This window comes from Cohnella yongneupensis (assembly GCF_042655785.1).
GTDB classification, from domain to species: domain Bacteria; phylum Bacillota; class Bacilli; order Paenibacillales; family Paenibacillaceae; genus Cohnella; species Cohnella yongneupensis.
In genome coordinates this window covers 1-14,217 of sequence record NZ_JBHSNC010000041.1, presented here as the reverse complement: position 1 = coordinate 14,217, position 14,217 = coordinate 1, and the positions used below count along the sequence as shown (strand labels likewise).

Here is a 14,217-nt window from a genome sequence, read left to right as displayed (position 1 = left end):
CGCAACCACGCAACCACTCAACGACCAAACGTCCGCATCGTTCCAAACGTCCGCGTCGTTCCCTTTTCCCCGCTGGAATGGTAAGCTGAGTCGTGTAATCGCGACCATCGAAAGGATTAACGCCTATGCCTAGAAAGCCTACACTGGAAGTCGGCAAACGAGCCCCGGACTTCGAGTTGCCCGCCGTCGGCGGAACCAGCGACTCCGATACCGTTAAACTAAGCGAATATCGAGGCCGCAAAGTCGTCATTTTCTTTTATCCGAAAGATTTAACGCCTGCCTGTACGCAGCAATCGTGCGATTTCCGCGATGCGAGTTCAACGCTCGCTAACGAAACCGACACAGTCATTCTCGGCATCAGCACGAACGATCTGAAATCCCACCGCAAATTCGCGGACAAATACGAGTTGCCGTACCCTCTTCTGGCCGATACCGAACACAAAGTATGCGAGCTGTACGGCGTGTGGCAAGAGAAACAACTATACGGCAGAGCTTATATGGGCATCGTACGTTCGACGTTCCTAATCGACGAGAACGGAAAGCTACTGAAAGAGTGGCGCAATATTAAGGTGAAAGGACACGTCGACGAAGTCGTCGCCGCGATCCGGGCGCTGCGTCCCAAGAAGCGCAAACCGTCACCCTCGTTGCCTTGACGCTTGGAAAGCCGCAAAGCTATAATACATTCAATTGATTTCAGGGGGCTCGGTTTAAAAGTGACTACGAATCAGCATGAAATGATCGTCGTACTCGACTTCGGCGGTCAGTACAACCAATTGATTGCCCGCCGTATCCGCGATTTGGGCGTATACAGCGAATTGCTGCCGTTTAACGTCTCGATAGACAAGATCCGAGCATTGCAGCCGAAAGGCATCGTCTTCTCCGGAGGGCCTGCGAGTGTGTACGCGGAAGGAGCGCCTCAAGTCGATCCGGCGATTTACGATTTGGGCATTCCGATCTTCGGCATCTGCTATGGCATGCAGCTGATCACGCACCAACTCGGCGGCAAAGTGGAGCCTGCGCATAAGCGCGAATACGGCAAATCGGACATCGATTTCATCGCAGGCGCGGACCTGGCGAAGAAACTCGACAGCCGTCAGACGGTATGGATGAGCCACGGCGACCACGTTACCAAGCTGCCTGAGGGCTTCCGCGTCGACGCCAGCACGGAGCATGCTCCCGTCGCGGCGATGAGCGATGCGTCCCGTCATTTTTACGCGGTTCAGTTCCATCCGGAAGTTCGCCACTCCGTGCACGGCAACGAAATGATCGGCAACTTCCTGTTCGAAGTGTGCGGTTGCCGCGGCGATTGGACGATGGGTTCGTTCATCGACGATATGGTGGCGGAAATCCGCAACGAAGTCGGCGACAAGAAAGTGCTTTGCGCGCTTTCCGGCGGCGTGGACTCTTCCGTTGTAGCCATCTTGATTCATAAGGCGATCGGCGAACAATTGACCTGTATGTTCATCGACCACGGCTTGCTTCGCAAAGGCGAGGCAGAGAGCGTCATGGAGACGTTCGTCGGCAAGTTCGGAATGAACGTCGTGAAGATCGACGCCAGCGAGCGGTTCCTAGGCAACTTGAGAGGCGTAGAAGATCCGGAGAAAAAACGCAAAATCATCGGTAACGACTTCATCCGCGTCTTCGAGGAAGAGTCCGCCAAGTTCGACGATTTCACGTTCCTCGCGCAAGGCACGCTGTATACGGATATCGTGGAAAGCGGCACGGCAACGGCGCAGACGATCAAGTCGCACCATAACGTCGGCGGCTTGCCGGAAGATATGAAGTTCAAGCTGATCGAGCCGTTGAAGACGCTTTTCAAGGACGAAGTCCGCAAAGTCGGCGCTGAATGCGGCTTGCCGGAAGCAATCGTCATGCGTCAACCGTTCCCGGGCCCGGGTCTCGCGATCCGCGTGCTTGGCGAAGTAACGGAAGAGAAGCTCGAAATCGTTCGCGAATCCGATGCCATTCTGCGCGACGAGATTGCCAAAGCGGGACTTGATCGCGAAATTTGGCAATACTTCACCGCGTTGCCGGGCATGAAGAGTGTGGGCGTCATGGGCGACGGACGTACGTATTCGTACACGGTCGGCCTTCGCGCAGTTACGTCGATCGACGGCATGACCGCGGACTGGGCGCGTATTCCGTTCGACGTGCTCGAGAAGATTTCCAACCGGATCGTCAACGAGGTTCAGAACGTTAACCGCATCGTATACGACATTACGTCCAAGCCCCCTGCGACGATCGAGTGGGAGTAAGGTTGATAAATTCAATACTTCTGGTCCCCGAGAAGCCTTGATACAAAAGGCTTTTCGGGGATGGGAGCATTGAATATTTCCTTAGACCTACGACAATAGAGTTCAAAATTACTCTCTTTTATTTGCGTTGTTTTTAGCAAATTGAAGGGAGTATTTTTTATGACCAAGATCAAGGAATTGATTGATGATTTCAGGTTAAATCAAGAAATCTTGGGAAGGGTAAGGAAGTACGTTGATCTCTGCATGTTTCGGTTGTATCGCTGGGAAAGGTTTATGAGTGATGAGTTAGGCGTTTATGAGGTTGAAGAAGTAACGCAACTTCACATCAAGAAATACATTCAGGAACGTCAACGTGTAGGAAGAGAAGTAAACAGAACGATCAATAACAATTTGGCGACGCTAAAAGTGTTTTTTCAGTATTTAGTGAGCGAAGAGTTCATTGATGAACATAGTAATCCTATGCGAAGGATTAAAAACCTCAAAGAAGCCAAGACAATCATTAGCACCTTCAATGACGATGAAGTGTCGCGGATAATCAATGATCTCAAAGAAGAGACGTATTCCAATGTTCGCGACAAGCTCATTCTTATCATGCTATTTGATACGGGCGTAAGGGTTTCTGAGCTATGTAACATTAAGAACAATGACGTTGCAAGGCGACATATCCTCATTCACGGAAAAGGCTCAAAACAACGTCTAGTGTACATAAGCAACATCATGCGGAAATACATGAGAAAGTACGAGTTGTTGAAACAGGAGAGATTCAAAAAAAGACTACAGGATGAAATAGAGGAATACTACTTCCTAGATCAGTCGGCAGTAAAATTATCTCGCTCCCGGATCAACAAAATCTTAAAAGAACATTGCAATAATGCTGGTGTAAGAAAGGAAATCAGATGCTCGCCCCATGATTGCCGTCATTACTTTGCACAGAAACAATTGAGAAATGGAATCGACATTTATAGTTTGAGTAGGTTAATGGGTCATTTTGATACGCAGATTACATCCAAGTATCTAAGGGGTTTAGAGCAAGAGGAGATTTTACATATTGGACGTTTGCATAGTCCTTTAAACGGTGTGAGGATAGAGCAGGACTCAAAAAAGCCGTCCAAGAGCAAGGTATAACGTGGTTCTGCTTCAAGCCCACTATGCGAATGCCTTTCTCGTGTCTCTGGGTGACATTTTAAGCGGCCTAGGTTCAAGACAGGCAGCTAACATTGTTCTCATCATTAAACCCCATACAATCCAATTTTGGGCGTTTGGGAGCATGGTTTATATTGAGGAGAACTAAAGTCCGTTAATTCGGACTTTTTTTCTTATGATGAAAGTAGCTGTAGAGCCAGTTTGGAGGAATTAAAATGTGTATGTCGAAAATTTGTGGCATGAATGCTACCAAGAGATTACATATTGCAAAGGAGTACATAAATGAAGGGTATACAGTATTCCATTTGGATTGAAGCTGAGCATTGGGCTGAAGGAGAATGGAACATACATGATGATAACACCGATGTAATAGTTACTTTTGAAGATGGTACAAGGTGGATTGCTTCATTTTTTACATACAAGAACATACATACTCTCGCACAAAAGAATCAACAAACTGGGGAGTGTTTGCGGGGGAAGTATTTTTGGGGTAGTGACATGGTACTGGTGGATGAATGTAGTCGTAATCGCATTGAAGAAGTAATTAATCATTTAATACTCAAAGGAGACTTTGAAGTTATATTTGAATGTGTCGAGGATAACATGGGCGAATGAAGGCAGGATTCTATCGCTAAGGGGATTGTTGAGCATGTCGATGCAGAACGTATTGAAGCAAGTCGTAAAAGAAACCATTGCTCCATTGTTTAAGGTAGAGGGGTATAAGAAGCAGGGCAATAACTTTGCTTACATGTGTTCTGATTTCTCTGCGACAGTGAACATTCAGTCATCAAAGTGGAATACAGAAGATGAGGTTGAGTTCTTTTTCAATACTGGAATTTATATAGAGGAATTATTTTTATCAGTTTATCAATATCCAAAACCACCATTCCCAATGGAGGTAAATTCAGTATTACGCATTCGAGGCACAGAACTAACGAACAACGAGAGTTGGTATAGGTTGACTGCCGATACTGACGTTGAACAACTTAAACGAATGATAACAAAAGATGTTACAGAGTATTTACTCCCTCACTTTCGGCAATTTGAAAGTATCAAAGATGTAATCAAAGTAATGGAGTTACGCGAGAAAGATGGGATTTATGAGAATCCCCATTACTTAACGGTACTCTATTGTTCAGTAGGTGAAATGGAAAAAGCACAGGAACGCATGGCAAGAGTATATAGCCAATTGAAGCTAGACTCGCAAAAAGAGTTTGCTAGAGGATTGGCTAACCGAATAGGTCTCAGAATATAACTTGAAGACAAGCAACCACTCCATGTCAGGTGTGGTTGCTTGTCTTCCCGCTTCTGTATCAATAAAATCCTGATTCAATTGAGTGTCATTTTGAAGGAGAATGCCGCAGCTTCAAATTCATTTACAAGCCTTTCAAATTTAGCTACTTTACCATCTAAGGCATCTACCTTGATGTTTAACTTTTGTTCTAGCGAGGAAAATTGTCGCTCTAGAGTAGTGAATCGCTGTTGCATTTTATCCAAAAGCTCCTCATCCATATGGTCACCTGCTTCCTTGGAAACTTAATAAAATGAAAGTTCTATTGATTCCTCTTCCGATATTCTACAAGCAACCGTTCGACCTCTTTTGTGATCTCCACAAGATTTCTTTTCACTTTGCTTTGTCTAACTTCCATTTCGAATTTTCGTCTAGCTATCATCTCTGAAACTTTAGTAGTCCTGAAATAATCCTTTGTTTTGGATGTGCCGAAAAGTTCAATAACGACTTGGATATTGAGATTCCGTCTCAATGCACGTTCAATCTCCCAACCAACAATCTCACCATTAGTTTCTACCTTTTTATTGATTCCAGTTGCCCATCTATCAGACTGAACTTCCATGTAGCAAGCATTAACACGGTTTGTGTAATCTGCCACTGACAAACCATTCTTTTCAGCCAAGTATTTCAAGGCTGCGTTCCATCTATCCGCTGAAATGTTGTATTTTTCACCATATCGTTCGAACAACATAACTGGATTCATTGCATTTTTTGCTGAATTGATTGATATGTGAAATGGAATCATGTTGGGGAATGTTGTTCCACCAAGACCGTATTTCAGAGGGGTGACTCCCCAATCAAGTGGAACAAAGTGGTCTAGGCATAGTTTATCTTTTAACCCAGTCAACGCACATGAATTGTTGAAGTGTTCAAAAATTGAGACTTCCTGTTCTTCCGTCAAGTATCTAGGCAATGACATGAGGTTTGCTCGTCTTCGATCAATGGACGCTTTGTTTCGTTCTTTGGAACAAGACTTACAAACAGCAATTTTACCAAACCGACCTTTTCCTTTGTTGTATTCATCTAAAGGCTTCGCTTGCCTACACTTCGAACATGTTTTATTCACCATCAATTCCTCCTACAACGACAGGTGAGAGTAGTTTACAGTGGAAATTTCAAATTGTGAAATAGGCATGAATGCCAAAGAAAATACCGAAAAAATATGGCTCACCAAGAGAGTAAGAAATCTCTGAGTGAGCCATTACATATCCATGTTTTCAGTTCAAACTGCCGCGCCAACGCTTCGCTTTTGGCTTGTCAACGAGCCGAACGCTTCGCCGTTCGACTCGTAACAGTGTAATCGCCTTTTTTATCACTGCTTTTCTTTAAGGAAATAAAAAAATAATCATGTATTTTATTGATGTTTTATGATGCCATAATGCACTCCACTGCATTGTGGCATCATAGATTCCAGTCACTTGGAGGTTCGTTTGTCACGGCTTCTACGGGAAGAGTTTCGAATTTGTCTGAGTTCAAATACTCCTTAAACAAGTCGCGCATTCTCTTACTTGGAATGTAGATAACTATTGGCTTACCGTCTGTATCACGGATACTACTACGCCAAACCCACTGAATCAACTCTGACAATGCCCAAGTGTCTTCGTCAACTTTAACATCGTACAGTTGAAAGAATCCCTTTTCGATTGGATTCATGAATCTATTGACCAGATATGCTAAGTGGTATTTATTTTTGTGAATGTTTGTCGCTCGTTCTGTCATCGGAATGAATGCCTTCTTGTAACCCTTAGGTGTGAGCCGCTTCTGAATACGTTCATTGTTTCCTTTAACAGTCGTCCACAAAGCTGTGCTGTTGTTTGCCTTACAGTGATTGGTCAGAAAACTAAAAGCGTTCCGTTTAAGTGTTGTAATTAGGTCTTTATTTCTACTATTCTCTAGCCAACTTTTAGACAATGTATTCCGATCGTCACCAATGTCATTAAGCTTGCCTTCGTAGATTGTAATCCGACTACGCAGTTCTTCTTTGTCGTGGACATCTCTTTCGTTGTATGGCACAAGAACATACTTTTGATCGACTTTAGCAACGGACAAATAGCGATACTCTATACCGTGAAGATCGTAATAGTATCGCTGAAACTGACCCTTGAACAAGTAAGTCAGGATGAATACGTCTTTGAACAGCTTGAATATGTCACATGGTAGATTCCACATTAAAGCTGTTTTTTCAGCACATAACATAAGATTATTGCCGATAGCATATTTCTTGAAAATATCGAATTGTGATTCGTGTTCTAGTTGGTCTTGCTTCCATTTGATATAGGTCAAACCTCTATTGTTGAGTTCATATTCAATTAGTCCAAGGGCTACCATTGACTCCAAGTCATCCTTTTTTAGAGGTACTTGTTCAATAACGTTCATAACCTCGTCCAGAATTAGAGTATAGTGATTACTTCGAATTAACTCTCTTGTTTCTGCATTTGCCAGTCTAAACAATGCGTGAGTTGTTGCAATGTCTTTACCTGCTCCTAAGAGGCGATGTAAATCGTCCAGCTTTGTTTCACCTTTTGAGGATAATGGCTCATGGAAGGTACGATATGAAACGCATTTCTGAACTCTGGCTACTTCCTCTAGAAAAGGAGTTACATAGATAAATCGATGATAACCTGTATCATGAGTATTCATGTACTCAATAGCCCACGAAGTCTTTCCATATCCGCAAGGTGCGTCTACTACATTAACGATTGTCATTTCTTCATTTCCCCTTTATGAATTGTTCGATTTTGTGCTTTAGCCTGTCTGAAAGCAACGTCGATTCATTGTGCAGCCAACGACTCAAATGCTCTCTTGATACTCCACATTTAACTGCTATGAATGTAATTGATGTTCCGTATTTCTGTTGGAACGTAGTTATAGCGTGTCGTAGTTCCGAATCATCCATTAAGTTCACCTCCTCACAAAATCGTGATGTTATATGCAAAACAAAAAACTCTCTGAGTTCTCTCAGAGAGTCAGTCATTTTGTATAGTGTTTTGGAACAACGCTGTTATCGCATTTTGGCAGCGTGCAGAGTCGTACATGTGTATCTATGTAGAAATACAGTCGAATCACACACATGCCTTTCGTATCGTGAGAAATTAATATCGAGTTATTGCATGAGAGTGTTATAGCCATTGCATTTGGGGCGTAGATCTTCTTGACTGTAATCCAGCCCCTGTCACGAGTCGCTACCTAGTTATGCTGAGAGAAGATTTCTTTGAGTCGATTCACATGTTTTCTGCCATCAATCTTCAAATAGGTTATTATCAAGTCCTCGTTCTTTTCTAATGTTAATTTTAGCTTCTCGTCTAGTTCAAGCGGGTGCAGCAGTTGAAAATATACCTTCAATAGCAGCATTTCTAAAATAGCGTCAGAAGGGTTACCTTTGCTGAATGGGAAGTAAAGCATGTATTCACCATTCATCTTGACTACACCCAAGCCAAGTTCAGTTGCAAGATCAATATCAATTCTGCCATGAATCTTGAAGAAAGCTTGGTTGTTGTGCTTAGGAAAGGGAGTTTCAGCAATTAAAAGTTGATCTTCGTTTTTGATGGACTCTTTAACACGGTGCAAGAGATTGCTTTTTGTTGTCAGGAGAATCTTGTTGCTACTTGTTCCAAGAAATCCACCTAAAGAGAAAACATCGTAATAATCGTCCATTACTACAAAGGATGCAACTTCAAAATCAATGCCCTTAGTCAAATCGGTTGCAAGAACTATCGAGTCAATATATCTCGATATGCCTGCGTCTTTTTTGTTCATGTAGAATAATTTCCCCATGTCAAATCACTCTCCCAATATGTTTGTTTTTCATATATATCTATTTGGAAGAGTCGGAGAATCACACGGCTTTCGAATCGTCATAAAAATAAAGATTGGATTTCTGTGTGTATGTGTTAACCCTGCTGTCACGGGGGCAATGATCCAACAGTCTGTTAACCTAAGCCCCCTCAATGGCGAATCATTCTCTACTGAACAAATCTAGTGCATCTAAATAACCAATCTCATAACCAGCTTGTGCCTCACATACTCGTAGCCAATTCACAGCATCTTCAAGGTCTAGGAGCAGTGTGAATTGTTCCTCAGGGATTATGTTGGCTACTTTATTGAAGAATGTGTAGAAGGCTTTGTGGGCTTCTGCAACGGCTTGAACATAGCTTGTCCTGTCATTGACAGCGTGAACCTTCCTTTTCATTTCTTCGAGAATTTTCTGTATGTGCAAAGTGAACGCCACCTCCCAATATATACGACTTCATCTTTATGTCCAACATTGAAGAGATATATAGCTATATGGAAGTGTGGAAGAATCAAACAGCATTCGTTTCGGTAGAAATTCAAATCGGGTTGCTGCGTGGGAGTGTTTTATTCGCTGTGATCGGAGTAACGTTCAAGATGGCTGTTAACCAGTTGCTCAAAATTGGGATTTAATCCCTATAGTATCTGTTGTACCCGCATTCTAAGCCTCCATTTCAAAGGGGCATATCCAATAATACTCAAAGGCAGTATTTGTGAACTGACTATTGCATAAATATTAATTGAAAAGAATAGGTTTAAGATTGAAAAAAACTTTGGGAGTGGAATCTATGGTTCAACGTTTTTTTAAGAACGAAGTAGGTTATGAGGATTGGTTCTCAAAGAATCCAGAAGGTCTAGTGTTGAATGTGTACGAGGAGAATGTTACGACTGATAAGCTGCACTTGGCTAACTGTTTTCATCTTAGAGCGGAGGGCGAAGAGGGGCGTCGCACGAACTCTTACGAAAAAGTATGCTCAGACAGTGCTGAGGAGTTAATGGTTGAGGCAACCAGGATTGGCATTAAGCGAAATAAAGTATGGGCTTGGTGTCCGCATTGCAAGAAGAAGTTTGATGAAAAAGCGGCGAGGTTCTTAAAACTCTAAGTACGAGTCATCTCAAAAACGAAGGTTTATGAGTCATTTCCAAGGAACACGGGGAATGACTCTTTTTGTTTGATTGAATCCTTGGATATGTATCAAAACTCATATCAAAATCTATGTATCAAAAAAAAGCGTTTATATGGTATAATTATCCTATATAGAAACTTAAACAGGAGATGATGAAATGGGAGTACGAGTATATGGCTATGCAAGGGTATCAACAGCAGATCAAACGTTAGACATGCAAATCGATGCGTTAAGCAAGTACGGAGTATTCAAAATTTATCAAGAGAAAGCTAGTGGGGCAAAAGATGATCGTGAAGAGTTAACCAAGGTGTTAGACAGATTGGATGAAGGCGACACGCTCGTAGTTTACAAGTTGGACAGGCTCGCCCGTTCTACTATCAAGCTAATTCAAGTGCTTGATGAGATTCAAAAAAAAGGAGCGCACCTAGTTTCTGTAAATGACTCCATTGACACCACGTCTGCTGCTGGAAAGGCTCTGTTTGGGATGCTCGCTGTCTTTGCGGAGTTTGAACGCAACATTATAATTGAACGTACACAGGCAGGATTGAAGGCGGCTAGAGCAAGAGGGCGTAAAGGTGGCAGACCTGTTAGTGACCAGAAGAAGTTGGAACAAGCTATAAAGCTATATAATACAGAGGCACATACTATAAAAGAGATTGAAGATCTTACTGGAGTTAAGAAAGCGACATTATATAGGGCAATAAAAAAACGAAAAGAAGAAGCAATAAGTTGATTCCATTAATGAGCCATAGTTATATTCATCTGAAATAACTATCTTGTACATGTCGAATTAATATATTACTTATATGGCAGATCGAAAGAAAGTGTGATAAAAGTGGATTTTAATTACTTGAATAGATTTTTTACAAAAAAGACTTTGGTGGAAACTTTGTATTCAAAGAATTTTAGTTCTGATTCGTATTTAAGCGAGCTTGAAAAGAATTATCAAACACTGAACGATGAATATAGAAATGAATTTTATTTTAAAAGTATTCTGTTTAACAAATTAGTTTTAGGGAAGTACAGTTTAAATACTTCTGCTGCATTTAGTGAGATCGTGATTGATAATTCCAAAGCTGATTTCATTTTGATAAATCATCATGATGGGTTCGTATATGAAATAAAAACAGATCTGGATAACCTTGATCGGTTAATCTATCAATTAAATGATTATTATAAGGTATTTAGTACAGTATACGTTGTTACAACAGAGAGAAACTACTATCCAGTATATAAACAATTAAAAGAATTATGTCCTTATGTAGGTATCATGGTGCTTACTAAGCGAAAACACTTAAGTGTCAGAAAGAAAGCAATTATTGATAGTAGATCATTAAACCATGAATCACTTTTTAAGTTATTACGAAAAAAAGAATATGAAACAATCTTATTAAAGAAATTCGGCACTTTACCTGTAGCAAAACCGGTATATTACTACAGGGCATCTCTTTTGCAGTTTAGGCAAATTGATGTTATGGAAGCACAAAATTTGGTATTTGAGCAATTGAATGATAGAGTTGAAACGACAGAGATGGGGATGTTGGAAAAATTACCCGAGTCAATTCGATGGTTGGTTTACTCGGGTAAATTTTCCAAACAACAATTATATGAAATATTTGAAAAGTTAAACTAATAAGGGGTGTATATGAATGTACTATCCTATTATCAGAGGCAGACAATACGATTTACTGGCACTTAGAGAACTACAAAGTAGAGGGATATTAAGTAATAAAATTATCCCCGTTATTGAACCAATTAAATTAAGCACCACTTTGATGTCCACAATTAGTATGTTCGTTGAACATAAAAACAGGGTTATTGTAATTACTAATCCTAAAGTGGGTTCATTATTGGGAGAATTAGAGTTATCCACCAGCAAACAAAAATTTGAAGAGATTATGAAACACGAGTATGTTACTGTAGCTCATCATTTTAATAAACACTCAATTAATCAAATAAACGTTTTAATTGAAGAGTATGAAACTCAATTAGAAAATATAGTGATAATTCATTCTGAAAAAAGCCTAGTAAACCTATATAAAGATAAATTTGAGGGAAAAGTTCCTTTGCTAAATTTGATACCTTTAGATAATGCATTTAGGAGACAATTAAATGATAAAAATTTAGTTGGCTTAGACGATAAATTCAACAAATTAACAAGAAACGCGGATTATTTAGAAAATGATAATGAGTTTTTCTCAGAAGAGCATTTATATTTTCAAGATGAAGGCTATATAGGATTCTCGGATTATTCCGTAGTAGGAGAAGAATATAATGAAGGTGGGTTTGCTCCATATGCGGTAGCAATTCATATTGTTTATCCAAATCATGAGAATGCATTAGAAATTAAGCATTTTGTTTCAGATTCTAATAACGATACAAGTGACCCGGCAGGTAAGTTTTCACAAGCACTGGAGAAGTTAATTAGTTGGTTTGAAGAATTTTCAACTGACAGAAGAATGGATACCTTAGCAATGAGAATTTTCAATGAACACTATGATGAAGGAACATACCCTGGACTGCCTACTCTGAAAAAATTATCTATTATGCATCATTTGGAGTTAATAGGTAATCTCTTAGAGGAGGATCGCTAGATGAAATGTTGTGAAAAATGCTTTTTATCTGAGGAGATAAAAAGCATTATTAGAAGCTTGAAGAATATTGGTGACTGTTATTTTTGTAATAGTAGAAATGTATTTGTATATGATCTAATGGAAGATTCAGGACTTGAAGACTTATTTAACGACATACTTAGTATTTTTAAACTTGCAACTGAGTTAGCTGCGTATGATTATTCACAATATAAACTAATAAGTATTAAAGATGAGTTTGAAAAAAACTGGAGTATTTTCAATAATTTCGATAGTGGTAAAATCCACCAGTTCTTAAATGTTCTATTATTGAAAAAATATCCTGATAAGCTACCATTCTTAAGTAATCAAGTTGGTATTTTGGAATGGATGAATGAGCAATATCTCAATGAAAACTCCGTATTAAGAGGAAAATCGTGGAGTGAATTTGTTGAATACATAAAACACGAAAATAGATTCCATTCAAAACACATAAACTATGGAGTGTTGAAAGATTATTTGAAAAGGCTAACTTCAATATTAGAAGATGATACCTTCTTTCGAGCTAGAATTTCAAATAATGAAGAACTACTGCCTGAAAAAATGGGAGCTCCACCAAAACATTTAGCAACTGCTGGACGTGCTAATTCGGAAGGTATTAGTCATCTGTACTTAGCAAGTGATACATCAACAGCTATAAGTGAAATTCGACCTAGTAAAAGTGATACTATATATGTGGGGAAATTTCCTATAAGAAGACAATTAAAAGTAGTAGATTTTCGAATGTTAAGGAAACTTGATGTGTTTGTATTTCAAGACCCTGTCATATATGCAATTAATCTTGAAACTTTTTATCAAATGAACAAAGCTATTTCAAAGCCGGTAAGAAGTGGGGACAGTAAGTTGGATTATTTGCCTACTCAATTTATAGTGGATTTCATTAAAAGCCTCAATGAAACTGAGGAAGCAGGGTACGATGGAATAGTATTTGAAAGTACTTTAAGTACAAGTGGATTTAACTTAATGGTTTTTGATTCAAATATAGTAACATGTAGTCGAGTTGAAAAACGAATTGTTGAATCTTTAAACTATAATCACATTATATACGAGTGATAGTAGATTTTATTGATTTTCCACTATACTGAGAGAGTCCTAATACTAAAGTGGAGTAGTTGAATTTTCTTAATTCACCCGCTACAATTGATATACAAAAACAACGCAATAACTGAATAGTAATAAACTCTATTGTTCGCACCTATTCGCACACCGTAGGCATCCGCGCGGTAACCTCGATCGACGGCATGACCGCCGACTGGGCGAGAATCCCGTTCGACGTGTTGGAGAAGATCTCCAACCGTATCGTCAACGAAGTGAAGAACGTGAACCGGATCGTCTACGACATCACGTCGAAACCGCCTGCTACGATCGAGTGGGAATAAGCGCGATATAGTCAACCGAACAGATACCCGAAAGATGGACACTTTGACAAGAGTGGCAACCATCTTTCGGGTTCTTTTGCGTCTTGGGAGAATTTTGAGAGCGCGGTGGGCTATGCTCCTACGTGGCGGATTTATTCGCATATTTAAGTGGGAGCGTGCATTTATGCAAAAGGGAAAATGGAAACGAACGTTGCTCGTCGGGCTGATCGGGGCGATTGGGCTTAGCGTCTTATTGACCGGGGAAGATCGGCACTCGGCTTCCGCGACGGGTTACTGGGATCAATGGGAGGTTTGGGGCTCTCTAGGGACCGGGGACGGGCAGTTTAATCATCCGTCGGGTATCGCGATCGACTCGGAAGGATACATATACGTAGCGGATTCCGGCAACAATCGCATCCAGAAATTCGATAGCGAGGGCCGGTTTATTCGCAAATGGGCCAAGCCCGGCCCAGGGAAACCAGGGGTGGATCTCAAGAACCCGGCGGATATCGCTTTCGATTCGGCCGGTAACATGTACGTGACGGAGGCCGATGGGAATTGAGTATTTCGGCGCCATAGAGCCATTGAGTTAATGAGTGAGAGCCACCATGTTAATGAAATAGA

Annotated in this window: 16 protein-coding genes and 1 pseudogene; 12 read left to right on the top strand and 5 right to left on the bottom strand. The window is 40.7% G+C overall.

All coding sequences use genetic code 11. The annotated features are described in order from the left end of the window. Window positions 1-125: 125 nt before the first annotated feature. From bcp to ACFPQ4_RS12915, 5 genes are all read left to right on the top strand, one after another. A complete protein-coding gene (gene bcp, locus ACFPQ4_RS12935; protein WP_378112280.1) occupies window positions 126-653 on the top strand; it encodes a thioredoxin-dependent thiol peroxidase in 528 nt (175 codons plus the stop codon). An 81-nt stretch (window positions 654-734) separates the two neighbouring features. Next, window positions 735-2,255, top strand: coding sequence for a glutamine-hydrolyzing GMP synthase (gene guaA / locus ACFPQ4_RS12930; RefSeq protein ID WP_378112361.1), 1,521 nt, complete (start codon window positions 735-737; stop codon window positions 2,253-2,255). 159 nt (window positions 2,256-2,414) lie between these two features. Then, a complete protein-coding gene (locus ACFPQ4_RS12925; RefSeq protein ID WP_378112279.1) occupies window positions 2,415-3,380 on the top strand; it encodes a tyrosine-type recombinase/integrase in 966 nt (321 codons plus the stop codon). 300 nt (window positions 3,381-3,680) lie between these two features. Then, window positions 3,681-4,013: a hypothetical protein gene (locus ACFPQ4_RS12920; RefSeq protein WP_378112278.1), complete on the top strand. Its 333-nt coding sequence runs from the start codon at window positions 3,681-3,683 to the stop codon at window positions 4,011-4,013. Window positions 4,014-4,047: 34 nt separating this feature from the next. Then, window positions 4,048-4,653, top strand: a complete 606-nt coding sequence (locus tag ACFPQ4_RS12915) for a DUF4304 domain-containing protein (protein WP_378112277.1) — start codon at window positions 4,048-4,050, stop codon at window positions 4,651-4,653. A gap of 74 nt (window positions 4,654-4,727) precedes the next feature. Here the strand turns inward: ACFPQ4_RS12915 and ACFPQ4_RS12910 are convergent, their stop codons facing one another. The 5 genes from ACFPQ4_RS12910 to ACFPQ4_RS12890 all read right to left on the bottom strand — a co-directional run bounded on the left by ACFPQ4_RS12910 (window position 4,728) and on the right by ACFPQ4_RS12890 (window position 8,905). Next, complete coding sequence (locus ACFPQ4_RS12910; protein WP_378112276.1) at window positions 4,728-4,910, bottom strand: hypothetical protein; 183 nt, start codon at window positions 4,908-4,910, stop codon at window positions 4,728-4,730. Between the two features lie 41 nt (window positions 4,911-4,951). Then, window positions 4,952-5,758 (bottom strand): hypothetical protein, encoded by an 807-nt coding sequence (locus ACFPQ4_RS12905; RefSeq protein WP_378112275.1) that lies wholly within the window; start codon window positions 5,756-5,758, stop codon window positions 4,952-4,954. 332 nt (window positions 5,759-6,090) lie between these two features. Then, window positions 6,091-7,395, bottom strand: a complete 1,305-nt coding sequence (locus tag ACFPQ4_RS12900) for a hypothetical protein (RefSeq protein ID WP_378112274.1) — start codon at window positions 7,393-7,395, stop codon at window positions 6,091-6,093. Window positions 7,396-7,875: 480 nt separating this feature from the next. Continuing rightward, the gene (locus ACFPQ4_RS12895) at window positions 7,876-8,445 is read right to left on the bottom strand and encodes a hypothetical protein (RefSeq protein WP_378112273.1); all 570 of its coding nucleotides are present in this window, start codon (window positions 8,443-8,445) and stop codon (window positions 7,876-7,878) included. Window positions 8,446-8,644: 199 nt separating this feature from the next. Continuing rightward, complete coding sequence (locus tag ACFPQ4_RS12890) at window positions 8,645-8,905, bottom strand: hypothetical protein (RefSeq protein WP_378112272.1); 261 nt, start codon at window positions 8,903-8,905, stop codon at window positions 8,645-8,647. A gap of 361 nt (window positions 8,906-9,266) precedes the next feature. On the opposite strand from ACFPQ4_RS12890, the gene ACFPQ4_RS12885 reads away from it, so the two are divergent. The 7 genes and pseudogenes from ACFPQ4_RS12885 to ACFPQ4_RS12855 all read left to right on the top strand — a co-directional run bounded on the left by ACFPQ4_RS12885 (window position 9,267) and on the right by ACFPQ4_RS12855 (window position 14,155). Further along, complete coding sequence (locus ACFPQ4_RS12885) at window positions 9,267-9,581, top strand: hypothetical protein (protein WP_378112271.1); 315 nt, start codon at window positions 9,267-9,269, stop codon at window positions 9,579-9,581. Window positions 9,582-9,762: 181 nt separating this feature from the next. Further along, entirely contained in the window at window positions 9,763-10,338 is a 576-nt protein-coding gene (locus tag ACFPQ4_RS12880; RefSeq protein WP_378112270.1) for a recombinase family protein, read from the top strand. Window positions 10,339-10,455: 117 nt separating this feature from the next. Next, a complete protein-coding gene (locus tag ACFPQ4_RS12875) occupies window positions 10,456-11,238 on the top strand; it encodes a sce7726 family protein (RefSeq protein ID WP_378112269.1) in 783 nt (260 codons plus the stop codon). A gap of 16 nt (window positions 11,239-11,254) precedes the next feature. Beyond that, the gene (locus ACFPQ4_RS12870; protein WP_378112268.1) at window positions 11,255-12,199 is read left to right on the top strand and encodes a sce7725 family protein; all 945 of its coding nucleotides are present in this window, start codon (window positions 11,255-11,257) and stop codon (window positions 12,197-12,199) included. After that, complete coding sequence (locus ACFPQ4_RS12865) at window positions 12,200-13,288, top strand: RES family NAD+ phosphorylase (RefSeq protein WP_378112267.1); 1,089 nt, start codon at window positions 12,200-12,202, stop codon at window positions 13,286-13,288. 137 nt (window positions 13,289-13,425) lie between these two features. Next, window positions 13,426-13,614, top strand: a pseudogene (locus ACFPQ4_RS12860) (GMP synthase (glutamine-hydrolyzing)); the annotation flags it as partial. Window positions 13,615-13,777: 163 nt separating this feature from the next. Then, the gene (locus tag ACFPQ4_RS12855; RefSeq protein WP_378112266.1) at window positions 13,778-14,155 is read left to right on the top strand and encodes an SMP-30/gluconolactonase/LRE family protein; all 378 of its coding nucleotides are present in this window, start codon (window positions 13,778-13,780) and stop codon (window positions 14,153-14,155) included. The last annotated feature ends 62 nt before the right edge of the window (window positions 14,156-14,217 follow it).

Bases quoted from the DNA above. Each gene is read 5' to 3' on its own strand.
- bcp (WP_378112280.1), top strand. From the start codon at position 126: ATGCCTAGAAAGCCTACACTGGAAGTCGGCAAACGAGCCCCGGACTTC.
- guaA (WP_378112361.1), top strand. From the start codon at position 735: ATGATCGTCGTACTCGACTTCGGCGGTCAGTACAACCAATTGATTGCC.
- ACFPQ4_RS12925 (WP_378112279.1), top strand. From the start codon at position 2,415: ATGACCAAGATCAAGGAATTGATTGATGATTTCAGGTTAAATCAAGAA.
- ACFPQ4_RS12920 (WP_378112278.1), top strand. From the start codon at position 3,681: ATGAAGGGTATACAGTATTCCATTTGGATTGAAGCTGAGCATTGGGCT.
- ACFPQ4_RS12915 (WP_378112277.1), top strand. From the start codon at position 4,048: ATGTCGATGCAGAACGTATTGAAGCAAGTCGTAAAAGAAACCATTGCT.
- ACFPQ4_RS12910 (WP_378112276.1), bottom strand. From the start codon at position 4,910: ATGGATGAGGAGCTTTTGGATAAAATGCAACAGCGATTCACTACTCTA.
- ACFPQ4_RS12905 (WP_378112275.1), bottom strand. From the start codon at position 5,758: ATGGTGAATAAAACATGTTCGAAGTGTAGGCAAGCGAAGCCTTTAGAT.
- ACFPQ4_RS12900 (WP_378112274.1), bottom strand. From the start codon at position 7,395: ATGACAATCGTTAATGTAGTAGACGCACCTTGCGGATATGGAAAGACT.
- ACFPQ4_RS12895 (WP_378112273.1), bottom strand. From the start codon at position 8,445: ATGAACAAAAAAGACGCAGGCATATCGAGATATATTGACTCGATAGTT.
- ACFPQ4_RS12885 (WP_378112271.1), top strand. From the start codon at position 9,267: ATGGTTCAACGTTTTTTTAAGAACGAAGTAGGTTATGAGGATTGGTTC.
- ACFPQ4_RS12880 (WP_378112270.1), top strand. From the start codon at position 9,763: ATGGGAGTACGAGTATATGGCTATGCAAGGGTATCAACAGCAGATCAA.
- ACFPQ4_RS12870 (WP_378112268.1), top strand. From the start codon at position 11,255: ATGTACTATCCTATTATCAGAGGCAGACAATACGATTTACTGGCACTT.
- ACFPQ4_RS12865 (WP_378112267.1), top strand. From the start codon at position 12,200: ATGAAATGTTGTGAAAAATGCTTTTTATCTGAGGAGATAAAAAGCATT.
- ACFPQ4_RS12855 (WP_378112266.1), top strand. From the start codon at position 13,778: ATGCAAAAGGGAAAATGGAAACGAACGTTGCTCGTCGGGCTGATCGGG.